The organism is Otoolea muris, from assembly GCF_943193115.1.
Taxonomy (GTDB): domain Bacteria; phylum Bacillota; class Clostridia; order Lachnospirales; family Lachnospiraceae; genus Otoolea; species Otoolea muris.
Window position 1 is genome coordinate 1 of record NZ_CALPCY010000066.1, and the last position, 23,074, is coordinate 23,074.

At 45.1% G+C, this 23,074-nt stretch carries 26 protein-coding genes and 1 pseudogene; 26 read left to right on the top strand and 1 reads right to left on the bottom strand.

What is annotated here, in order from left to right:
• Positions 1-69 precede the first annotated feature (69 nt).
• The 23 genes from NFS31_RS23235 (at position 70) to NFS31_RS23340 (ending at position 19,763) form a co-directional block, all read left to right on the top strand.
• On the top strand, positions 70-864 hold the full coding sequence (locus NFS31_RS23235; RefSeq protein ID WP_251500561.1) for an aldo/keto reductase: 795 nt from the start codon (positions 70-72) through the stop codon (positions 862-864).
• Between the two features lie 46 nt (positions 865-910).
• Positions 911-1,678, top strand: coding sequence for a glycosyltransferase family protein (locus NFS31_RS23240; protein WP_251500564.1), 768 nt, complete (start codon positions 911-913; stop codon positions 1,676-1,678).
• A gap of 3 nt (positions 1,679-1,681) precedes the next feature.
• Entirely contained in the window at positions 1,682-2,893 is a 1,212-nt protein-coding gene (locus NFS31_RS23245) for a DegT/DnrJ/EryC1/StrS family aminotransferase (protein WP_251500567.1), read from the top strand.
• Positions 2,894-3,760 (top strand): SDR family oxidoreductase, encoded by an 867-nt coding sequence (locus NFS31_RS23250; protein WP_251500571.1) that lies wholly within the window; start codon positions 2,894-2,896, stop codon positions 3,758-3,760.
• Position 3,761: 1 nt separating this feature from the next.
• Positions 3,762-4,838 carry an N-acetylneuraminate synthase family protein gene (locus tag NFS31_RS23255; protein ID WP_251500574.1) on the top strand — a complete coding sequence of 359 codons (1,077 nt, stop codon included), beginning with the start codon at positions 3,762-3,764 and terminating at the stop codon, positions 4,836-4,838.
• Between the two features lie 5 nt (positions 4,839-4,843).
• Positions 4,844-5,383: a GNAT family N-acetyltransferase gene (locus NFS31_RS23260; protein WP_251500577.1), complete on the top strand. Its 540-nt coding sequence runs from the start codon at positions 4,844-4,846 to the stop codon at positions 5,381-5,383.
• A gap of 47 nt (positions 5,384-5,430) precedes the next feature.
• Entirely contained in the window at positions 5,431-6,723 is a 1,293-nt protein-coding gene (locus NFS31_RS23265) for a DUF4910 domain-containing protein (RefSeq protein WP_251500580.1), read from the top strand.
• A 12-nt stretch (positions 6,724-6,735) separates the two neighbouring features.
• Positions 6,736-7,551 (top strand): formyltransferase family protein, encoded by an 816-nt coding sequence (locus tag NFS31_RS23270; protein WP_251500583.1) that lies wholly within the window; start codon positions 6,736-6,738, stop codon positions 7,549-7,551.
• Between the two features lie 634 nt (positions 7,552-8,185).
• Positions 8,186-9,442 (top strand): PD-(D/E)XK nuclease domain-containing protein, encoded by a 1,257-nt coding sequence (locus NFS31_RS23275; RefSeq protein WP_331482840.1) that lies wholly within the window; start codon positions 8,186-8,188, stop codon positions 9,440-9,442.
• A gap of 32 nt (positions 9,443-9,474) precedes the next feature.
• The gene (locus tag NFS31_RS23280; protein ID WP_251500586.1) at positions 9,475-9,705 is read left to right on the top strand and encodes a class I SAM-dependent methyltransferase; all 231 of its coding nucleotides are present in this window, start codon (positions 9,475-9,477) and stop codon (positions 9,703-9,705) included.
• Entirely contained in the window at positions 9,683-9,916 is a 234-nt protein-coding gene (locus tag NFS31_RS23285) for a glycosyltransferase family 2 protein (RefSeq protein ID WP_251500587.1), read from the top strand. The genes NFS31_RS23280 and NFS31_RS23285 overlap by 23 nt, the downstream gene beginning before the upstream one ends.
• 213 nt (positions 9,917-10,129) lie before the next feature.
• Complete coding sequence (locus NFS31_RS23290; protein ID WP_251500590.1) at positions 10,130-10,369, top strand: type II toxin-antitoxin system HicA family toxin; 240 nt, start codon at positions 10,130-10,132, stop codon at positions 10,367-10,369.
• A 14-nt stretch (positions 10,370-10,383) separates the two neighbouring features.
• Positions 10,384-10,596 carry a type II toxin-antitoxin system HicB family antitoxin gene (locus tag NFS31_RS23295; RefSeq protein WP_251500593.1) on the top strand — a complete coding sequence of 71 codons (213 nt, stop codon included), beginning with the start codon at positions 10,384-10,386 and terminating at the stop codon, positions 10,594-10,596.
• A 438-nt stretch (positions 10,597-11,034) separates the two neighbouring features.
• A complete protein-coding gene (locus NFS31_RS26935; protein ID WP_275563924.1) occupies positions 11,035-11,157 on the top strand; it encodes a hypothetical protein in 123 nt (40 codons plus the stop codon).
• Between the two features lie 237 nt (positions 11,158-11,394).
• Complete coding sequence (locus tag NFS31_RS23300; protein WP_251500596.1) at positions 11,395-12,054, top strand: recombinase family protein; 660 nt, start codon at positions 11,395-11,397, stop codon at positions 12,052-12,054.
• Positions 12,048-13,367: a 6-hydroxymethylpterin diphosphokinase MptE-like protein gene (locus NFS31_RS23305; RefSeq protein ID WP_251500599.1), complete on the top strand. Its 1,320-nt coding sequence runs from the start codon at positions 12,048-12,050 to the stop codon at positions 13,365-13,367. Before NFS31_RS23300 ends, NFS31_RS23305 begins: the two co-directional genes overlap by 7 nt.
• 11 nt (positions 13,368-13,378) lie before the next feature.
• On the top strand, positions 13,379-14,221 hold the full coding sequence (kdsA, locus tag NFS31_RS23310) for a 3-deoxy-8-phosphooctulonate synthase (protein WP_251500601.1): 843 nt from the start codon (positions 13,379-13,381) through the stop codon (positions 14,219-14,221).
• Entirely contained in the window at positions 14,222-15,187 is a 966-nt protein-coding gene (locus tag NFS31_RS23315) for a type I phosphomannose isomerase catalytic subunit (protein ID WP_251500604.1), read from the top strand.
• Positions 15,184-15,852 (top strand): ribulose-phosphate 3-epimerase, encoded by a 669-nt coding sequence (locus tag NFS31_RS23320; RefSeq protein ID WP_331482841.1) that lies wholly within the window; start codon positions 15,184-15,186, stop codon positions 15,850-15,852. Before NFS31_RS23315 ends, NFS31_RS23320 begins: the two co-directional genes overlap by 4 nt.
• Entirely contained in the window at positions 15,849-16,499 is a 651-nt protein-coding gene (locus NFS31_RS23325) for an acylneuraminate cytidylyltransferase family protein (protein WP_251500606.1), read from the top strand. The genes NFS31_RS23320 and NFS31_RS23325 overlap by 4 nt, the downstream gene beginning before the upstream one ends.
• A gap of 10 nt (positions 16,500-16,509) precedes the next feature.
• A complete protein-coding gene (locus NFS31_RS23330; protein ID WP_251500609.1) occupies positions 16,510-17,640 on the top strand; it encodes an FkbM family methyltransferase in 1,131 nt (376 codons plus the stop codon).
• A 20-nt stretch (positions 17,641-17,660) separates the two neighbouring features.
• Complete coding sequence (locus tag NFS31_RS23335; RefSeq protein WP_251500613.1) at positions 17,661-18,560, top strand: class I SAM-dependent methyltransferase; 900 nt, start codon at positions 17,661-17,663, stop codon at positions 18,558-18,560.
• 96 nt (positions 18,561-18,656) lie between these two features.
• The gene (locus NFS31_RS23340; protein WP_251500616.1) at positions 18,657-19,763 is read left to right on the top strand and encodes a 6-hydroxymethylpterin diphosphokinase MptE-like protein; all 1,107 of its coding nucleotides are present in this window, start codon (positions 18,657-18,659) and stop codon (positions 19,761-19,763) included.
• Positions 19,764-20,030: 267 nt separating this feature from the next.
• Here the strand turns inward: NFS31_RS23340 and NFS31_RS23345 are convergent.
• Positions 20,031-20,282: pseudogene (locus NFS31_RS23345) on the bottom strand (IS110 family RNA-guided transposase); the annotation flags it as partial.
• Between the two features lie 215 nt (positions 20,283-20,497).
• Here NFS31_RS23345 and NFS31_RS23350 point away from each other — a divergent pair.
• From NFS31_RS23350 to NFS31_RS23360, 3 genes are all read left to right on the top strand, one after another.
• Positions 20,498-21,952, top strand: a complete 1,455-nt coding sequence (locus NFS31_RS23350; protein WP_160567659.1) for a ParB/RepB/Spo0J family partition protein — start codon at positions 20,498-20,500, stop codon at positions 21,950-21,952.
• 286 nt (positions 21,953-22,238) lie between these two features.
• Entirely contained in the window at positions 22,239-22,580 is a 342-nt protein-coding gene (locus NFS31_RS23355; protein WP_118021158.1) for a DUF7768 domain-containing protein, read from the top strand.
• Positions 22,580-23,017 (top strand): antirestriction protein ArdA, encoded by a 438-nt coding sequence (locus NFS31_RS23360; RefSeq protein WP_331482843.1) that lies wholly within the window; start codon positions 22,580-22,582, stop codon positions 23,015-23,017. The genes NFS31_RS23355 and NFS31_RS23360 overlap by 1 nt, the downstream gene beginning before the upstream one ends.
• Positions 23,018-23,074 lie beyond the last annotated feature (57 nt).

Below are 23,074 nucleotides of genomic sequence, written 5' to 3' on the forward strand. Positions count from 1 at the left end.
CTGAGCGCTATTTTGTGAGCTAAAGTATTGATTTTTCAAGGAGCAAATCCCATTTTTAATGTGGGAAGTTTGAGTAATAATATTAAGGCGATCGACACTGCGCCTGGATATGGCGGGTCAGAACTGCTGTTAGGAAGATATTTTAAAGCCGCAAGGGATAAAACTGCTGGATTTAAACTGATATCAAAGCTTCGTCCAAATGCTGTACAAAATGAGGGGAAAGATACATATACCGTCATAAAAAAAGAAATACAGGGCTCTATGTGCCGTTTGGGAGCAAATAAGTTAAGCGCCTACCTGCTTCACAGGGCGGAAGATGTCTATAATGATAAAATTGTAGATGCCTTGCGCAGGCTAAAAGAAGAGGGCTTCACTGACCATATTGGAATTTCAATATATAATATTGAAGAGGGGTATGCCGCACTTGAGAGAAGATACTTTGATTATGTTCAGATGCCGTTTAGCATTTTAGATCAGAGGGCAGCTAAAAGCGGATTCTTGCGTGATGCAAAGAAGGCTGGTATGACAATTGCAGCAAGAAGTGTATTTCTTCAGGGGCTGCTGCTTATGAAAAATGAGGATATACCAGAATGTTTGCAAAAAGCACTGCCGTATCTAAAGGCAATTGATAAAATAATCTCAAAATATGGTTTGGACCGGTTTTCCTCTGCACTGGGCTTTGTAAAACAGGAGGAGGAAATTGATTATATTGTATTTGGAGTAGAAACAAATGCCCAAATGGTAGAGTATGTCCAAACGTTCCATTCCGTGGAGATACCAAAAGAATGTATAAGGGAACTGAAAGATACTATCGACGTATCGGATAAAACAATTCTTTTCCCCCAATTTTGGAACGTTTCATAGTAGAAGCATAAAAAGTTTATATTAAGGGAATGGAAGGGGAGAATAAATGAATGTAGTTGCGATTATACAGGTGCGGTCGGCATCCACAAGACTGCCTGGGAAATGTATGTTGAAAATATTTGGTAAAACTATATTAGAGCATATCATTTTGAGAGTAAGCGGGGCGAAAAAAGTACAAAAGATATGCGTAGCAACAACTCAGAATCAAGAGGATGACATCATTGAACGTATTGTAAAAAAATATAATGTGGCGGTTTATAGAGGATCTGAATCAGATGTACTTGACAGATTTTATCAGGCTGCGAAATTATTACAGGCAGATATTATTTGCAGAATCACTGCTGATGATCCATTTAAGGATCCTTTAATTTTAGATAATTTTATTGATGACTTTATTGCTGGAGGATATGATTACCTGTCAAATACAATTGAACCAACATATCCGGAGGGAATTGATATAGAGGTATTTAATTTCTGCTCTCTGGAAAAAGCATGGGAGGAAGCGAGTTTGCCTTCAGAAAGGGAGCATGTGACTCCATATATATGGAAAAACAGCAGAAAATTTAATTTATATAATAAAAAGCATGCCCTCGATTTATCCCACTTGAGGTGGACGCTTGATAAGCCGGAGGATTGGGTATTCATTCAACAGGTATATGACTATTTATATAGCCCTGAAAGGATTTTTCATATGGCGGATATTCTTGATTTACTTAAAAAGCATCCGGATCTTTTAAAGATAAATAATAAGACAATCCGAAATGAAGGATATTTAAAATCAATTAAAGATGATTTATGCATAGAAAGGAAGTAGAAAATGAAAAGCCTGATTAAAAGAATAGGGGAAAGTGAAAAAAAGTATGTGTCCGAGGTTTTAGATACGGACTTCAGAAGTTCCAAAGGAAGTATGATGATGACCCGCGTTGAGCAGAAATTCGCAGAATTATTTGGGGCCAGATATGCAATTAGCCATGTAAATGGTACAGCTACATTACATTCTGCAATAGCTGCTGCTGGTGTTGAAGCGGGAGATGAGGTGATAGTACCGCCTCTTACTATGTCATCTACAGCATTTGGAGTTTTACAGAATAACGCAGTTCCCATTTTTGCAGATGTTGATGAAAGAACGTTTAATATTTCGCCGGATGCTATTAGAAATTGTGTTACAGACAGAACCAGGGCAATCATACCAGTTTCATTATATGGCCTTCCATGTGATGCTGTGGAAATAAATAAAATTGCAAAGGAATATCATTTAGCAGTTATTGAAGATAACGCAGAATGTTTTATGGGAAAGATTGACGGAAATATCGCAGGCACCTTATCAGACATGGCAAGTTTCAGTTTCCAGAGTTCAAAGCATTTGACCAGCGGAGAAGGGGGGATGATTATTACAAATAACGAAGAATATGCCAATAAAGTCCGTAGATTTTCCAGCCTTGGTTATGCTGGGGTAGGCGCTATGAAAGGGAAAATAACAAAGAAAGATATCCAAAATCCTGATTATGAAAGACATTGTTCTATGGGCTGGAATTACAGAATGCCGGAAATTTGTTCCGCAGTAATTTTGGGACAGCTTGAACACTGTGAAGAACTTGTTCAGAGAAGAATAGAAGTAGCTAATATGTTCCGTACTGAAATAGAGAAGTATTCGTGGCTGATTCCGCAATATATACCTGACGGTTTTGAAAATTCATATTGGACATTAGCAGTCCAGCTTGATACAAAAAAAATAGGATGGAACAGGTTCAGGGATAAGTTTATTGAAAACGGAGGGGATGGAATATATAGCGCATGGCAATTGACTTATCTTGAACCTATGTTCAGAGATATGGCATTACAGGGAAGGGAAGTATTTTTTAAAGAACCGTTTAATATCTATAACCCCAAACGGTACGAAAAGGGAATATGCCCTATAGCGGAAAAACTTCAGCCCAGAATGCTGCAGTTTAAAACAAATTACTGGGATTTTACTGACGCAGAAAAGCAGGCGGAGATTTTGAAAAAAACTCTGAAGGAGCTGGACTAAATGAGGATTCTTTTATTGGGGTCAAACGGTATGCTGGGGCAGTCCCTTAGGAAGGAATTATGCGATTATGAAGTAACGGGCGTTGATCTCCAGGGAGCAGATTATCAGTTTGATTTGTCAGATGATATGAGATTAACAGATTGTATTTCATCATTGAGGCCCGAGATTGTAATTAATGCAGCAGCGCTTGTTGACTTGAATATATGTGAAACAGATCCCGGGAAAGCGTATATTTCTAATACAAGGCTTCCAGGTGTCCTTGCTAATATATGCCGAAGAAATAACAGTTATCTTATACATATTTCAACGGATCATTTTTATACCGGGGACGGAAAGAAGAAACATATGGAAACAGATCCGGTGGTATTAGTTAATGAGTATGCACGTACAAAATATGCTGGGGAATATATGGCTTTAGCATATGAAAATACATTGATCCTCAGAACTAATATTGTCGGGTTCCGGGGCAGGCAGATAAAACCGACATTTATCGAATGGGTAATTGAAAAAATAAAAGGGAATGAGGAATTTATACTTTTTAATGATTTTTATACATCTTCAATGCATACAAGTGATTTTTCAAAAGTCTTAAAGAAACTTCTTAATTTAAGACCCAGAGGTGTTTATAATCTTGCCTCTTCCACTGTATCCAGCAAAGAACAATTTGTTAATAGGCTGGCGGAGCTCCTGTTTGGTTATAAGCCTGCCAGCCAGATTGGCAGTGTAAAGAATCTCAAGGGCATACAGAGGGGGGATTCCCTGGGACTTGACACAAGAAAGATTGAAAAACTGTTAGGGATTAAGCTTCCGGATTTGGAGGAAACATTAGCAAGTATAAAGAAAGAATATTTGGAAAGGAATGCATGATATGGAATACAATCCATCTATAACCATTGGAGAAAAAGAGATCAGTATAAATACCCCAACTTATTTTATTGCGGATATTGCAGCAAATCACAATGGAAATTTGGAGACAGCAAAAGAGTTAATATGGACGGCTAAAGAAGCTGGCGCCAATGCCGTGAAATTCCAACATTTTATTGCAGAAAAAATTGTAAGTGATTATGGGTTCCGGCATCTTGGCAAGCAGTTGGGCCACCAGGCTAAATGGCAAAAAAGTGTTTACGAAACTTACAGGGAGGCCGAATTTCACAGAGAATGGAACAGGGAACTGGCCTTGACTGCCAGAAAGGCCAATATTGATTTTATGAGTGCTCCCTACGATTATGATGCGATCGAAGAACTGGATCAGTATGTACCTGCATATAAAATCGGCTCTGGCGATATTACATGGCTGGCGTTTATAAATTATATTGCATGCTTGAATAAACCAGTGTTACTTGCAACAGGGGCGTCTGAAATGTGGGAGGTTGAAGCAGCAGTCCAGGCAATATGTCAGTGCAATCCAAACATTGTACTCATGCAGTGTAATACGAATTATACAGGTAAACAGGAAAATTTCAAATATATCAATTTAAATGTTCTGAAAACGTATGCAATTCGATATCCCCATATGGTATTAGGGCTTTCTGACCATACGCCAGGGCATTCAACTGTTCTTGGGGCTATAGCTTTGGGTGCGCGTGTGATTGAAAAACACTTTACATTGGATAATACCCAGAACGGCCCGGATCATATGTTTTCTATGAATCCTGATACATGGAAAGAGATGGTTGAAAGGGCGCGTGAGCTTGAAAAGGCTCTTGGGACGGGAATCAAGAAAGTAGAGGAAAATGAAAAGGAGACAGTGATATTACAAAGGAGGGCTGTCCGTGTTAAGGAGAATCTTTCGGAAGGGACTAAAATAACAGAGAATTTGATAGAGGAATTAAGGCCAGCGCCTGAAGACGCCGTCTTTCCATACATGAAACATGATATTATTGGAAAGATATTAAAAGTCAGAAAGGAAAAAGGAGATTATATCAGATTAAATGAATTGGGGTAAACCATATGTTGAAAGGAAATGTAGTAGGCTTACGGGCCGTAGAGGAATCTGATTTAAATAAGCTCTTAGAATGGAGAAATCAACCGGAATATCGGAAATTTTTTCGTGAGTACAGAGAATTAAGTATGAAGAACCAAAAAATGTGGTTTGAACAGAAAGTAATACAAGATGAGCACACGCAGATGTTTTCAATTATTGATTTGTCACAGGAAGAACTGTTAGGAGCATGTGGGCTTTGCTATATTGACTGGATTAACAGGAGCGCAGATTTTTCTGTTTATATTGGAAAAGATGGGCTTTATATCGATAATATGTATGCTGTTGATGCAGCACAGATAATGATCCGATATAGTTTTGAAGAACTAAACCTTCATCGTCTTTGGGCGGAGATATATGAAACGGATAATAAGAAAAAAGAAATGTTTGAGGCGCTGGGATTTACCCATGAGGCAACACATAAGGAAACACACTGGACTGGAGGAAAGTGGGTAGACTCATGGTATTATAGGTTACTACGTAATAACATGGATTTTAGTATGTTGTAGTATGATTTATTGAATAGAAGGCAGTATTTAGAGCTTGAGAGGAGTATATGAGGAAAGATACTGGAAAAGAGATATATCAGCTAGCAGAAAAGTTATTTCCCATATGTCGTAGCATTACAGGAGAAGGCGTACGACAAACATTGGCTATACTTGCAGAATTCATAGAACAGGCTAACGCTGAAATGATTATTTATGAGGTTGCGTCAGGAACAAAAGCTTTTGACTGGACTGTCCCAAAGGAATGGGTAATACGCAGCGCATATATAGAAGACAGCAATGGAAACCATGTCATAGATTTTAAAAATAATAACTTACATGTGCTTGGATACGCAGCTCCGGTAGACCGTTGGGTCGAGTTGGAAGAATTATTCCAATATATTTATACGCAGCCTGATCAGCCAAATGTAATACCTTATGTAACTTCATATTATAAAGAAAGATATGGGTTCTGTATGAGCGAAGCCCAAAAGCGCTCTTTGAAGCCAGGAAAATACCATATGTTTATTGACAGTGAGCTTATTAACGGAAGCATGACATATGGGGAAGTATTAATACCGGGATTAAGCAATGAAGAAATATTTTTTTCCACTTATATTTGCCACCCTTCTATGGCAAATAATGAGTGTTCCGGCCCGGCTTTAGCAGCCCAGCTAATAAAATATGTGTCCCAGCTCAAGGATAGGAGGTATACATACCGTTTTATATTTATACCCGAAACAATAGGGGCAATCGTGTATTTGAGCGCCAACAAAAATTTGCAGCATTTAAAAAAGCATATGGTAGCGGGGTTCAACCTTACATGTGTCGGAGATGACAGGGGTTATGCTATTGTAGAATCCCCGTATGCTAATACATTAGCCGATAAAGTTTTAAAAAATGTCCTTCATTTTCGCGGCCCCTATACAGCCTATTCATACTTAAAACGGGGTTCTGATGAACGGCAGTATTGTGCGCCAGGGGTTGGGCTCCCCGTAGTATGTTATTCCCGCACAAAATTTGCAGAATATCCGGAGTATCATACATCTGCTGACGATATAGGGATGATAAGCCCCTCAGGGTTTCAGGGGAGTTATGAGGTGATGGCAGAGGTTATATGCGCCCTTGAAAATAACGGGAATTATAAAACGGCTATATTATGTGAGCCACAATTAGGGAAACGCGGCTTATATCCGACTGTTAGCCAAAAGGGGAGTTATGATACAGTAGTCCCCATGTGCGACTTCATTGCATATGCTGATGGAACGAATGACTTAATTGACATTAGTAATATAATTGGAATACCTGTGCGCGGGTTGATTCCGATCGTAAATAAATTAAAGGAAGAAAAGATAATCTTATAAACGGAGGGGCAGATGATGAGAATTGTAATAATTTCAGGCTCACATCCCAGGCATAAATATTTTGTTGAGAAAATTGCTGAAACAGGGATGTTAAAAGGCTTGGTTATACAAAAGCGGGAAAATATGGTATTTGAACCGCCAATAGGTCTGAAGTATGGTTTGAAAAAGTTATTTATCCATCATTTTCAATTAAGGGATGAAATGGAAAAAAAATATTTTGGAAGCATTGATATGAAGCATTTAAAAAAGAATGTCCCTTTTATTGAAGTTGATGAGGCAGATTTAAATGGACATTTAGTGGAATCGTTTATTAAGGAGGTCAGAGCCGATATGATTATTTCATACGGCCCTGGCTTGATTCATGAAAATATACTAAAGTTGGTTAATGGGAATGCATTTAACCTTCATGGGGGATTATCGCCGTGGTATAAAGGTTCTGCAACTATGTTTTGGCCATTTTATTTTCTGGAACCCAATTATGTAGGAACCACCTTTCATTATATAACAAGCCGAATTGATGCAGGCGGTATCGTGCATCAGTCTGTTCCGCAATTACAATATGGAGACTGTATGCATGAGGTATCATGTAAAGCGGTTGTCCAGGCGTCGGAGGATGTTTTTAAGCTGCTGTCAAAATTACAGACAGGAGAAATTTTAACAGGGCATCCCCAAAAAAAGAACGGAAAACTTTTCCTGGACAGAGATTGGAGGCCAGAGCATCTGAAATTAATTTATGAGGTATATAATGACAATATAGTTGATTTGTTTCTTGATGGAGAAATTAATATAGACAACAATCCTCAATTAATAGATGCATTGAAAAATTAAACGTTGAATAGGAAGTAGTATTTAGGTAAATGGTAAATGAATGTTTACATATGCGGAAACCGGGAAAATAACATCTGCTTATTTAAAGATAAATGAAGTAAAAGCAAATGATATTCTCGGATTTATCGAGAGCAAAAGAAGTAAGGATTCTTTCACTGGAAAAGAGTGCATAAATCACAGGAGGCCGCAGCGAAAAATGATTATGATTATATTATAGTTTGTGTCACCGAAGAGTATACAAGAGAGATTTATGATACCTGTGTCAGGTACCGGACGTTTGAATCAGTTGCAAATGAGATTAAAAGGCAGCAAACAGAAGAAAGCGTAGCCGAGTTAGGCGTATTCTAGGGGACATTTTTATGATGCCCTGTATTGGGCGAATAATGTATTGCTTGAAAATTATCTGAAGAACACAAGGCAGGCAAACAAAGAAAGATGAGGCATACAGGAAGCTTCAGGGAACGTACCCGGTCATCAGTTTATCGTTTGCGAATGTAAAAGAAAGAAGCTGCGGCGCGGCAGTCCGCAGGATCAATCAGATTTTGACGAATCTGTATTCTGCGAACCGTTTTCTTTTGCATGACGGAGATCTGGATGATAAGGAGCGGCGTTTTTTGATTCGGTGGATGTGGATATGGATGAGACTGCCGCGACCATGGCCATCCATCAATTATCGGGCTATCTGTCCCGTTATTATGGGAAAAAGGTCATCATTCTGCTGGACGAATATGATACGCCGATGCAGGAAGCCTTTGTGAACGGCTTCTGGGATGAGCTGGCTTCATTTATGAGGAGTTTGTTAAATGCGGCATTTAAGACCAATCCTTATCTGGAGCGGGCCATTATGACAGGCATTACCCGGGTGAGCAGGGAATCGATATTTTCTGATTTGAATCATTTAAGAGTGATTACCACAACGTCGGAAGCATATGCGGACTGCTTTGGATTTACGGAAAAAGAGGTATTTGACGCCCTTGATGAGTATGGATGGCCGGCAAAGAAACAGGAAGTAAAGCTCTGGTATGACGGTTTCACGTTTGGAAAGCGGACAGATATGTACAATCCCTGGTCTGTTATTAACTATTTAAGCACAGGAAAGCCAAGGGCCTATTGGGCGAATTCCAGTTCAAACAGCTTAGCAGGAAAGCTGATCCGTGAAGGGGATAAGGACATCAAACAGGCGATGGAACGGCTTCTCTGCGGAAAAACGCTGGTGGCAGAAATTGACGAGGAAATTGTATACAGCGAGCTGAAGGGAAAACGGAATGCAGTGTGGAGCCTGCTGTTAGCCGGCGGGTATTTAAAAGTCGTGAACGTAGAATTTTCCGAACAGTCAGGACGCGCGTATTATGAACTGGCATTGACGAATAAAGAAGTGCGGATCATATTTGAGGCGATGATCCGGGACTGGTTTTCCGGAGTTGAAGAAGCATATAATGGCTTTATTAAGGCCCTGCTTTTGGATGATATTGATGCGATGAATGATTATATGAACCGGGTGGCCATGGCGGCGTTCAGCTATTTTGATACCGGAAAGGCCTCATCCCAGGAGGAGCCGGAGCGTTTTTACCATGGCTTTGTATTGGAACTCATGACAGAACTGTCTGGCCGCTATATTCTGACATCGAACAGGGAGAGCGGTTTTGGGCGGTATGATGTGATGCTGGAGCCGTTAAACAGGGATACGGATGCAGGGATAATCATGGAGTTTAAGGTATTCCGGCCGGGAAAGGAAAAAAGCCTTAAGGATACTGTGGAGGCGGCTCTTAATCAGATAGAAGAAAAGCGATATAAGACGGCGCTTCTGTCGAAAGGAATTGAACAGGAACGGATCAGGACTTACGGATTTGCCTTTTGCGGGAAGAAGATATTGATTGGGAGGGCTATTTAAAACATGTGAATGTGGAGGATACGCTGTCAAAGATGCCAAATCGGGAAAATATCATCGTAAAAATCGGCCGGTTCCCGGAAACAGCAACAGGAATCGGCGATACCTTTGCATTTGTGAACCTGGACATGGATCTGTATGAGCCGGCTATCGGGGGACTGCGCTTTTTTTATCCCAAAATGGCAGAAGGCGGAGTGATTCTGGTACATGATTATTTTAATAAAGCTTATGTTTCGCCGACGTATGGTAATAGAAGAATCGGTTGACAGCATCATCGGCCAGTCATTCCGGGACTGGGAGTTGTTTATCGTGGACGACGGCTCCACAGGCAAAACAGTAGAATTAGCCTGCCGTTTTGAGGAGGCGGATCCCAGGATCCGGGTGATACGCAATGAGACGAACCGAAAGCTGCCGGCTTCCTTAAACAAGGGGCTTTGCAGCCTCGGGCGGGCAGTATCTGACATGGACTTCGGATGACGATCTCTACATGCCCGCGACGATAGAGGAGATGGTCTGCTTTATGCAGCGCCACAGGGAATATCCCATGGTCTGCGCGGGGCCTGTTTTATGTACAGGAGGGAGATCCTTGATACAGCCGGAGGGAGAACCTGACGGTAGATTGGAGAGGGGATTGTAAAAAAAGTTATAGTTTGGTATAATAAATTCAGCTCAGAAGAGAGGGGAATCGGCGTGGCGAAACAAACATATGATATGGTTATGAGTGGAAACTGTGATAATAATATACGCTTTACTGATTTCCAGACTCTTATCACTGCCCTTGGATTTACGTTAAAAGGACAGAAGGGCTCTCATATATCATATTATCATGAAGAGATAAATGAGCGAATGACAATACAAAATGATGGCTCAAAGGCAAAAGGCTATCAGGTCAGGCAATTGAGAAGGATTATTATAAGGTATGGCTTATAAGGAGGCAGTTGTTAATGTCAGAATATTCCGTTTTTATTCAATACGATCCGGTTGACGAGATTTTCGTTGTAAGCATTCCGGAACTGCCAGGATGCATGGCACATGGCGAAACAAAAGAAAAAGCGTTAAAAGAGATAGAAACGGCAAAGGAGCTGTGGATAGAAACGGCCCTGGAAGACGGCCAGACGATACCGGAGCCTTCGCTGTTCAATTCTATGATGGTTTGATGGAAATAAATGGCTAAATTGTCCATTTTGCGCCTGCTGCCCTCAGGTTTGGCCTGGGGGCCCGCTGTCTGTGGCTTTTATTGCGCTTCGCTCACAACAAACACCTCGTATTGGCTGGCGTGTGAACAGTAACTAAATGTCAGCTCTCCCACAGGCAATACTTGAAAAGAATAGTGAAACTGGTTAGAATACGGATATGGACGGAGGCAGGAGGACGAAAGAGTTCAAATTTTGACAAATCTGTATTCTGCAAATCGGTTTTTTTGGTTTTACAGAAGAGGAAGTGGAAAGGCTTTGCAGGAGGTTTGATATAGACTGATGTGCGTACACTGCTATTGCACCCGGGATATTTATCTTTTGATGAAAACTTTTAGTAGAGATCAGTTATGACGGGAAAAAAGGCCATGCCTGTGTGATTGAGGAATATAAGGAAGATTTATGATGAAAAAAGGCTGCTGCCAGCAGTCTTTTTTTCAGGTATCTCATATAGAAGAAATGTCCAAAGAAGGAAAACAGGCGGTGTTTGCATTCGGACATGGGAATTATGTAGTGTTAATTTAAGGAATTCAAAAATGTATACGTTTTTGAATTCCTTCTTCTTTTCTAAAACATGTCTATTTTATACTATTGTCGGCTGAAAATCAAGAAAAATAAGCGTATCTTTTGTGAATTCTGACGGAATCCAATCCGGAAATCCCCTATAAAGAAACGTATACATAACTGGATCACGTATGCCTGTTTTCAAAATACAGGTATTGTGAAACAATTTCCGGTTGTGCGGACTGTGGAGAAAGAATCATGGGGGTGCAGGATATGGGAGAGGTCTACGCATACTGCCGGATCGTTCCGGGCAGCGCGGACAGAAGGGAGCAGACGGCTGTCATGCGCGAAATGCAGGTGGCGGAGGATCATATTTTTGCGGATGTGGAAACAGAAGAGGCTGCAGGGCAGCCGAAATACATAAAGCTTCTGAACCGGCTGAAGCCGGGAGATCTGCTGTATATCCGGAACTTAAGCGCGCTTGGGGACACGTACCCGGCGATCCGGAGAGAGTGGGGGCTGCTGACAAAGGAAAAAGGGATCGATATTTCCATCCTGGAGACGCCCCTGATTGACACCAGGCGCGGAAAGCTGCAGTACGGGAGCCTGATCGCGGATATCGTGCTGGATCTGCTGGACTATGTGTCAGAGGCAGAGAAAAGCGCGCGCAGGCGCAGACAGCGTGAGGGGATCGAGCGGGCGAAACGGGAGGGGACGAGGTTTGGCCGCAGCCCCCTGCCGACGCCGGACAATTTTTATCCTGTGTACAGGCGGTGGGCTTCCAGGGAGATCAGTGTGGAGGAGGCGGCAAAACTGTGCGGTTTTTCGCGCGGAACCTTTTACCGCCGGGCGAGACAGGCGGAGCGGGAGTATCGTAACCGTTCGGAGGAGATGACAGAGAGGGAAAACAGATGGTAAAATTTGTTGTGTGGGGAGCCGGAGACCGCGGGCATATCGCAGCGGAAATTTTCGGATCCGACAGGATTGTGGCATTCATTGATTCAGACCCCCAAAAGGCCGGAAAGACCTTTTATGACAGACCGGTTATTGACTTTGCATATTATAAAGCGCATTATTCAGACTATGCAATCCTGGTTTCATTATCGATGGGGCAATCCATTGTTGAAATGTTAGATAAGGAAGATATATTCTTTTTTGAGTACAATGAATGTCCGCCGGAGCTGATCGGATATGGATGGAAGCGCGCCAGGAAGTACCTGGACAGCTTAAAGACAGAGGAGACAAAGGCAGCCGTCTACGGGCATACACTATACAGTGTGTTGATGTATGAATATTTACATCATTCCGGGCATGAATGTGTCGGCCTGATCTTCAGCCGCGCTCTGTCCGAAAAGCGCAAGGAATCGTTTGGCAGAATGTTTCCGTTTATTACAGTGAAAAAACTGGACGAGATTGATGCGGATACAACCATCTTGGAGACGATCCGCGAGGATGAGTGTGACAGCCGGATCCATGGGTGGAAAACAAAAGATATATATGACTGGAAACGGTTTATACCTGAGTACAAAAATCCGGGGATTGCAGAAATGAAGGACAGGTATAAGGGGAAGAGATGCTTTATTGTGGCCACAGGCCCGAGCCTGACGGTAGATGATCTGGAAAAACTGAAACAGCACCGTGAATTTTGTATCGGCGTTAATACCATTTTTAAGGGGTTTGACAAGACCGGATGGAGGCCGGATCAATATGTGGTAGTAGATGTGGATGTTATGAACCATCTCGGATCAGAAATCCGGAAAATGGACGTGAAGGAGAAGTTCATAGCCGATGCAAGCATCGATTTTGATTATGACAGCCTGACAGAGGAATTCTATATCTATCACTCAATATTTACAAAGAGCTCATGGGAACGGGGATTGATATCCGATGATTTTTCAGAGTATGCGTATAACAGCGGTTCAGTAACGGCTGTCAGCCTGCAGTTAGCGATGTATGAAGGATTTGATGAGATTTATTTATTGGGATGTGACTGCTCCTATGCGAAAACGGGATTCAGACATTTTAATGAACCAAAAGAAGAAGAGGCGAATGTTTACGGGACAACCTTTGATTTGACGAGATATGTGACGGCGTCAGAGGCGGTTGTAAATTCCTATCAAAAGATAAAAGAGTATGCGGAGCAAAAGGGAATCAAAATTTACAATGCAACCAGGGGCGGGTATCTGGAGGTCTTTGAACGGGTAAATCTGGATGACCTGCTGCAGGATTAGGAATCATAACAGTGAAAGGGACGAAACGGATGATGGATCAGTTCGTAAAAGAGGATCGTTTTTTTCTGATAGCGGGGCCGTGCGCGCTGGAATCTGAAAAAAACGTCATGTATCTCGCAGAGGAGATATCAAACATATGCCGGAAACTGCAGATTGAGTATTGTTTTAAAGTGTCATGGGATAAAGCGAACCGGACTTCGGCGGCGAAATACAGGGGCCCAGGAATAACGGAAGGAGTCCGGATTTTAAAAAAGGCCAGACAGGAGCTGGGGGTCCGGGTTGCAACCGATATCCATGAGCCATGGCAGGCTGAAATCATTGCGGAGGCTGCTGATGTGATACAAATCCCGGCGTTTTTGTGCAGGCAGACCGATTTAATAAAGGCAGCGGCAGAGACAGGGAAAATCATAAATATAAAGAAGGCGCAGTTCTTAAGCCCGGAGGAAATGGGGAATGTCATCCATAAGTTTGAGGACTGTGGAAACAGAAACCTTATGTTATGCGAGAGAGGGAGCAGCTTTGGATACAATCATCTGGTTGTAGATATGACGGGGCTGGTCCGCATGAAACGTTTCGGCTATCCGGTTGTGTTTGACGCGACGCACAGTGTGCAGATATCCGGCGGGGGCGCAGATCATGGCAACAGCGGAAAGAGGGAGTATGTGCCGTATCTTGCCAGGGCCGCGATGGCAACCGGGGCGGCAGATGGGATATTTATGGAAGTCCACGATGATCCGGACAGGGCGAAGTGCGACGGAAGCTGTATGCTGCATTTAAACATGCTGGAAGGAATGTTAAAACAACTGATCGATCTCAGAGAAATTCAAAATAAGTATGGTTATGGAGTCAGATAGATGATAATTTTGGAGGCCGTAATACACGAGACCGTCTGGGGCGGGAACCGGTTAAACACATTTGCAGAGAGGGACCATGCCGGAACAGACGCTGTAAAAACAGGACATCTTTACTTGCTGAACGGGCATAAGGGGCTTTCAAACAGGGTGCTGAACGGAGCTCATGCCGGCGCTACACTGGAACAGATATTTCCAATCGAGAAACGAAACTGGGGGATGGAGGAGTACGGGCAATTCCCGCTTACGATTGCGCTGGTTGACGCCAGGGAGAACTTAAGCATACAGGTACACCCGGACGCACCGACGGCAGAGAGACTGGAACATGAAACGAGAGGGAAAACCGAGTCCTATATTTTTCTGGAAGAGCCCGCAGACGGGTGGATCTACGCGGGATGTACGTGCGGTTCCGGAGAAGAGCTTGAGACGGCGGTGGACAGCGGAAGAATGGAGCGTGCCGCTGCGCGTCTGCCTGTGAGGAAGGGCGATTATGTCTGTGTAGAGGCGGGAACGCTGCATGCGCTGACAGCAGGCAGCCTTGCATATGAAATCGAGTACGGGAGTGATTTTACATACCGGTTTTATGATTACAACAGGGTGGATGAGCTGGGAAAAACACGGGAATTACATATTCCGAAAGCCCTTGAGAGTATACATCTTGACAGGGCTCCTGTAACGCTTCCCTGCAAGCCCGGGGAATGGATACAGGAAGAGAACTATGAAATCTGCAGGATGCAGGACCGGTGTTTCTATAAAAACAGCGGAGAGCAGATCGAATGCATTTCCATATTGAAAGGCTTTGGGGAATGCGATGGCATACCGGTTCATCCGGGGATGGCGGTGATCCTGCTTCCGGGCGAGATGATGACAGATGCCACATTGACCGATATGGTCGCGGCAAGATTGAGGAAGGGACGGACAGACAGGGGCGTTTGCAGAATGGATGACCGGATTAATAAGAGAACATGATGAAAATTAATTTATGCCCGTCCATGATGTGCGCCGATTATGGAAATCTGGACAGAGAGGTTGAATTACTGGAAAAAGCGGGTTCGGACATCCTGCATATGGATGTGATGGACGGAAACTATGTCCCGTATTTTGGGATGGGGATGCAGGATATCCGGCATATATGCAGGATCACCAGGCTGAAGACAGAAGTCCATCTGATGATAGAAAATCCCATGCGGTATATTGAACTGTTTGCTGACTGCGGCGTTGATATCATCTACATCCACCCGGAATCCGAATACCATGCGATTACGACGCTGCAGAAAATCGGCGAACTGGGATTAGAGGCAGGGATCGTGATCAATCCCGGTACATCCGTGGGATACATCCGGGAGCTGTTAAATGTGGTAGACCGGGTTCTGGTGATGGGAGTGAATCCGGGGCAGGCGGGACAGCTCTATCTCCCGTATGCAGAAAACAAGATCGAACAGCTTTTAAAACTAAAGGATGTATACCGGTTTTCCATCGGAATGGACGGGGCATGCAACCTGGAGCGGATCTGCCGCCTGAGCAAAAAAGGAGTGGAGAGCTTTGTCCTGGGGACGGCAGCGCTGTTTTACGGCGACATGGACTATATGGAACATATGAAGAGGATTAAGAAGGCATTGGAGGAGACAGGATGAGGGTGGCTGCATTTGCGACAGTGAAGTTAAACAGCGAACGCGTTCCGCACAAAAATATTCAGCCCATAGGAGGCAGGCCGCTGTGCTACCATATCCTTAATACGGCGCTGCAGGTAGACGGCATTGACGATGTATATATTTACTGCAGCGATGAAAACGTGCGTCAGTATATTCCGTCAGGCGTGAAGTTTTTACAGAGGGAGAAATGGCTGGACGGAAATGAGATCCGGGCCAGAGACACATACACGGCTTTCTTAAATGACGTGCAGGCAGATATTTATATCGCTCTGTGTACGACATCGCCGTTTACGAAGCGTGAGACATTAAAAAATGCGCTGGATCATGTGCTGAGCGGCGAATATGATTCTGCGTTTTCCGCAAAGAGAATACAGACGTTTGCCTGGTATCAGGGGAAACCGATGAATTATGATATCGAAAATGTCCCCCGGACGCAGGATATGGATCCCATTTTTGTGGAAACAAGCGCATTCTTTATTTTCAGCCGGCAGTTATGGGAAAAGCATGGGAGGCGTATCGGCTTTCGCCCGTTTATACAGGAAGTGGGGGAGATTGAGTCTGTGGATATTGATACCATGGAAGATTTGGAATTTGCGCAGATGATATCCGGGCATGTGGAATATATTTGAGGGCAGAAAGATGAATCTTGATTTTAAACATGCAAAAAAGGAAATCGTTGATACATGCATGATTGGGAAACTGAAAAGGGCAGAGGATGTGATCGTCTTTGGCGCTGGCGGAAGCGGTGACTGGACGGTTGATGTCTTAAGAAAACACGGGATCATTCCCCGGTGTTATTGTGATAATTCAGAACGGAAACAGGGGAAGACACATAACGATCTGGACGTATTATCCTTTGAAGCCGCGATCCGGCTGTATCCGGAGGCGGCGATATGCATTGCTTCCATGTGGCAGGAAGAAATTCAGCGGCAAATCATCGCTTATGATCCCCGGCTGGGGGAGCATATGTATAATCTTTTGCTGTCTATGGCATGGGAAACAACTAACAGGATATATATTTCTTCAGAAGAGGAATATATCAGAGGCAATTTGTCCCGCTTTGAAGAATTATGCAAAGAGCTGGCTGATACGTGTTCCAGGAAAACACTGCGCGGCATTTTAAATTACCGGCTGACCAGGGAACGAAGCTATCTGGATGAGATAAAGAGCAGCGGGAGCGTCTATACGGATGAGGATATATGGGGAGCTGCCCCGGCGGATGGCGATTTCTATCTGATTGACGGAGGGGCATATGACGGGGATACGGCAGAAGACTTTGCTGAAGCATGGGGCGGCCGGGCGAGGCTGTATATATACTGTTTTGAGGCAGACCGCGCCAACTGTCGTTTGTTAGAGGATAAAAAAGCTTTGTTTTATCCGCATCAGCTCTTTGTATCTCACTCTGCGCTGTGGGATTCGACAGGAAGCGGGATGGTACTTTCCGATTCGGGCCTGTCCGGAAGAGTCGCTGAACAGGGGACGGAATGTGTTGTAACAAAACGGATCGATGATCTTGATTTGGAGAGGCTGGATTTCATCAAGCTGGATATCGAAGGCGCTGAGAGGAGATGCCTGGAGGGAGCCAGAAAAACGATTGAGATATATCATCCGGGGCTGGCGATATGCGCCTATCATCTGCAGGATGATTTATTCGTATTGTCTGATTTTATCAAGTCGTTAGATTGCCCGTACGATATGAAATTAAGACATTATAAAAATTCGGCGGGAGATACGATCCTTTATGCGGTTCCGCGAAAACAGGGAAAATAAGATAATATGAGGGAATAGCGATGAGATGTAAATTATGCGGCTGCGAAGATGTGATGGTTGCCTATGAGGGAAAGATCCGGGATGGGAGAGTGGGAAACTATACAGACAAAAAGGTGAAAATGTTCCGGTGCGAAAAGTGTGGCACAATCTGGCATGATAGCAGGGAGCGGGACAGCAGGCAGTATTATCAGAGTGAAGCATACAGGAACGAATTGGAAGGAACGTCTGATGTGAACGAATTTTACAGGCTGCATGACGGAGAGAGTCTGGAAAAGTTCCGGTACACGGGAACTGAAATTTTCAGGGGAAAGACCGTGGCGGACATCGGCTGCGGCGCAGGGGCATTTCTGGATTATATTCAGGCAGTTGCAGATACAGTAATTGCGGTTGAACCGTCAGAGACGTACCGTGGGGCCATGAAAGGAAGAGGATATACGGTATTTGGGTATGCACAGGAGGCATTAAAGGAATACCGGAATAAGGTGGATGTGATTGTATCATTTGATGTGATTGAACACGTGGAAGAACCTCAGAAGTTTTTAGAGGAGGCATACGCTCTGCTGTCATACGGAGGCAGGGCATTCATAGGAACGCCGACGGATGCGCCGGTCATGCGGGAGGTATTGGGAAACGCGTACGAGAGCTTCCTGTTCAGCACGCAGCATCCATGGGTGCTGTCAGGAGGGAGCTTTGAGACAATGGCCAAACGGTGTGGAATTACGGAATTCCAGGTCAGATATTATCAGAGGTATGGACTGGGGAATTTTGTATACTGGCTGCTGAACGGGCAGCCGGGCCGGCATAAGGAGTATGATTTTATCACGAAAACAATGGATCAGGCCTGGATTTCGGAGCTGGAACAGCAGGAAAAGTCGGATTATATGGTGTGCGAGATCGTAAAAGGCGCATGCAGCCCATGAAAGCAGCGGGGAGAAAAACAGACGATGCATACAGAAAACAATGGACTGACTGAATCGGGAAACGAACTATGAAGGGCTGAAGGGAATATTTTTTATATGGATATAAATGCATTTGTCGATATGGCAAAATCATTTCCCCTGACTAAAACCTATATTGTAGGGGCAGGGAAATACGGCAGAATTTTCGGAATGTATTTCGATAAGCACAACATTGCATGGGATGGTTATGTTGACAAAAACAGTAAACGGAATCCGATCAATGGGAAAAGGGTGATTTCTTACCGGGAAGCAGGGAAAGAAGAGGCATATTATATCATTTCTTCATATATATACAGGGACGAGATGATGAGAGAACTGAAAAATTCCGGTGTTCCCAAAGAGCGCCTCGTGACATATGAGACGAAAGACACGATTTATGAATGTTATGAGGATACGGTACACTGGAAGACGTATACAGAAAAGCTGAAAACATATCGGGCCCTGTATAAGGGAAAACGGTGTTTTGTAATCGGGAACGGGCCAAGCCTTACCATAGAAGATTTGGAAAAATTGAAGGGTGAGATTACGTTTGCCTGCAATTCGATATACGCGCTGTATGAACATACGGCCTGGAGGCCCACCTTTCACTGTGCGTGGGATGAGACTTTTTGCAAAAAGATGATGTCTGAGAAGGAAGATGTGGAATGGATGACATCGAACTGTGAAGCATTTTTTACAAATATCATGAGCGAGGGGTTTGCATACCGGGACTGTGAAGATATCAGAAATTTGTATTATGTGAAGGATGTCAGGGGGAGCGACGGAAAGATAAGTCTTCCTTTGTTCAGCGATGACTGCAGCAGGCAGGTATATTCGTCAGGAACGATTGCCTATATGATGCTGCAGTTAGCGGTTTATATGGGGTTTAAAGAAATCTATCTTCTGGGAATGGACTGTTCTTTTTCTATAGAGAAACATTCGGATGGCAGCGTAACGAGAAATAATGTGAGAGATCATAACCATCTGATACAGCGGATGGAGGATGAAAAGGGGATGGCGCTTTCAGAAGAGGCCGGAATATTTGCAGGAATTGACGCGATCATGGATGGCTATAAGGCGGCGAAACAATATGCAGATTTGCATGGAATCAGAATCTGTAATGCAACAAGAGGGGGAAAGCTTGAGATATTTGAAAGAGTCGATTTCGACCTATTCATTGCGTGATAGATCGGATCCCCAATAGTGGCTCAGGCTGGAGCGGAGTTTGTTTAACAATTGAAACTTAGAAATTCAGAGCATGTTTCAAACACGCTCTAGGCAGGAGAAAGGGAGGAGGAAGATGAAACGTTCCTTTTTGATAGTCCAGCTAAGAAATGTCAATAGGTAAAATGAAAAATGTTTAAAAAGTTTTTTTCAAGCAACTGATGTAAAAAAGGGTAACATTAATAAACCCATTATTATGGGATTTTTAAAATAGGGTTCCGATCCCCATCAGGCAGCGGTGCTCACAGATCCTTGGTGTTCTGCTGCATAACGCTGACAGTGTTCTTCCGGTGTGATGAGCTCAAAGGGCTTATTATCCCGGAGCATGGCGAAGATAGTGTTACAGATTTTGTGCATGACAGCACCGACAGCAACGATCTTTTTCTTGCCGGCACATTTACGGACGTAATAATCGTAAATGACCGGATTTACGGGCATCTTTGCTGCTTTGTCCACTTTCAGGTTGTTGATGGCGGCCATAAGGGCCATATAAATTAGGAAAACCGCAAATACAAGGCTTTTCGGAGCCTACCAACAACAAAAATAATATTTGATCTATCACATTACGCTGAAAGGCCGTCCGGCCATCAAAACCGGGCGGCTTTTTTGCGTGGATAGATGGGAAGGAGGCAAAAAATAATTACAGAAATTTAAGCCTGAAATTTGTGCAATTTTAACGAAAAGGAGGTTAATGAATGGCAGATGACAAATTGAACACGGGCCCCGGTGAGAAAAAAATCCCGGAGGCTCCCGAGGCTGTAACGGCTGGCCAGCCCCAGGCCCTGGCTCCCGAACAGGCCGCCGCTCCCACACCTCAGCAGGAACAGGCCGGGCCCGCAAAGCCCGATCCCGGCGATGTGGTAGTGTCCTTTGAGCAGATCAATGAGCTCATGGGCGAAAAGCGAAAGGCGGCCCAGGCTGAGGTAGAGAAAGCCGGGGATGCCCCCGCAAAGGAGCAGACTCCCGGTGAGGCGGAACAGCCCGCCGCTGGCGAACAGAAAAAGCCCCGCCGTAGCCGTTCCCCGAAGGAGGATAAAACGGAGCCCGCTGGCAAGGAGGCGGCAAAGCCCCGCAAGGGCCGCCCGCCCAAGGCTGACAAGGCGGCCCCCGGCGAGGCCCAGCCGTCCAAGCGAGACAAAGTGTCCCGAAGTGACGGGAAAGCCCCGGACGCCAAAACTCCCCCAAAGGCTGGGAAAACGGCTCCCGAAAAGGAGGCCGCCGCCCCGGAGCAGGCTCCGCCTGGGCCAGCCGCCCCTCCCCGTCCGGTGGAGGAAGGCAAGCTCATGTATCTGAAACTTTCCGAGATGCATCCGTTCCATACATTCCGGCCCCATCCGTTTAAGGTGCGGGACGATGCCAAAATGCAGGAAACAGTGGCATCCATTAAGGCAAACGGCGTGATGGTGCCGGGCCTTGCCCGCCCGGAAAAGGACGGAAACGGCTATGAGATTGTGGCGGGCCACCGCCGCTGCCGGGGCAGTGAACTGGCCGGGCTTTTGGAAATGCCCTTTATCGTCCGGGATATGAGCGACCACGAGGCTGTCCAGGCCATGAAAGACAGCAACAAACAGCGGGATCAGACGCTCCCCAGCGAACTGGCCGCCCTGCTGGATTTGGAAGTGGAGGACATCAAGCACCAGGGCGGGCGGCTGAAAAATGTTGCCGAGGGCGACATTGGCAAGCGTTCCGTGGAGATCGTGGGCGAGGCCCATGACATGAACTATAAAAAAGTCATGCGCTATCTGCGGCTCAACTCCCTTGTGCCGGAACTGCTGGACAAGGTGGACGATAAAAAGATGGGCTTTATGCCCGCCGTGGAGCTCTCCTATATCAAGCCCAAAAACCAGAGGCTGATCGCCGTTTCCATTGACGGGGAGCAGGCGTCCCCCTCGGTGGCCCAGGCGAAAAAGCTCCGGGAGCTGGATCAGGAGGGCAAGCTCAACGGCGATGTGATTGACGGTATCTTATCAGAAAAGAAAAAGGAGGATCGAGGCGTGATTATTTCAACCGCTGAACTGGAAAAGTATTTCGGCAAGGAGGTTACTCCGGCCAAAATGAAAGAGCAGATCATCGGCCTGCTGGACGAGTGGAAACAGAAACAGCCGCCCGAGCTGGCAAAGGCCCCGAAGAAAATGGAAAAAGACAAGTAACCACTTCGAGACATTTTGTCCCGAGGGGCTCCGCCCCTCTGCGATGGCTCTGGTGGTATATATCCCCCGTCGCCGGGGATAAAAAAGCGCAGTCGGGAGCGGGCCGTCAAGGGGGCCAACGGCCCCGCCGCTTGCGGCGGCTTGCCCTTTACGGCCTGCCCCGGCTGTGCTATCTCCGGCCAAGCGGCGGGGGGTATATCCTCCAGAGCCGCCCCCTTTCCCATGATTGGGAAAGGGCGGGGGGTTAGGGTTGAACGATTTTATTATAGAACGGAGGTTTTTACTTATGAAACGACCCCTTGCATACATTACCGCCGCATGGTTTGGCGGCGACAGTGAAAACGCAGAACTGGCGGCCCAGTATTGCCGGGCCGTATATGAGGCGGGCTTTGCACCGATCTGCCCCGCCCTCTATCTGCCGCTGTTCCTCAATGACGCAGTACCCGAGGAGCATAAAAGCGGCATTGACATTGGCCGTGACCTGCTCCGCCGCTCCCGGGTGCTGGTGGTATGCGGCCACAGCATGACCGAGGCCATGAAAAATGATATTGCCGTGGCCCAGCGGCTGGGGATTACCGCCACCACCCTTGAGGGCATTTTGACCGTCAAGGGCCAGGGCAAACGCTGATGGCATCCTTGTTTGAGGCTTACATTACCAACCTCGGCAAATACAACGAGGGGGAGCTGGTGGGAGAAACACTGGAATTTCCCACCAGCCCCCAGGAGGTGCAGACGCTGCTGAAACATATCGGCGTGGACGGCATACGGTATGAGGAATTTTTTATTACCAGCTTTGACGGCGATGTGCTGGGGCTCTATGACTATCTGGGTGAATATGAAAATCTGGACGAGCTTAACCATCTGGCCTGCCTGCTCTCGGAACTCGATCAAGGGGAACTTGAAAAATTTGAGGCAGTGCTCCATACGGGGGCGCATACCTCCAGTGTGGCAGATATTATCAATCTGACGCAAAATCTGGATTGCTTTGAATTTTACCCGGATATTGAAAATGAGGAGGACTTGGGCCGTTATTGGGCGGAGGACTGTAAGCGTCAAATAAGATAGTGGATAGAAAAATAACCACCAACCCTCTATAATAAAAGGGCAGTGGTCATCGGCACC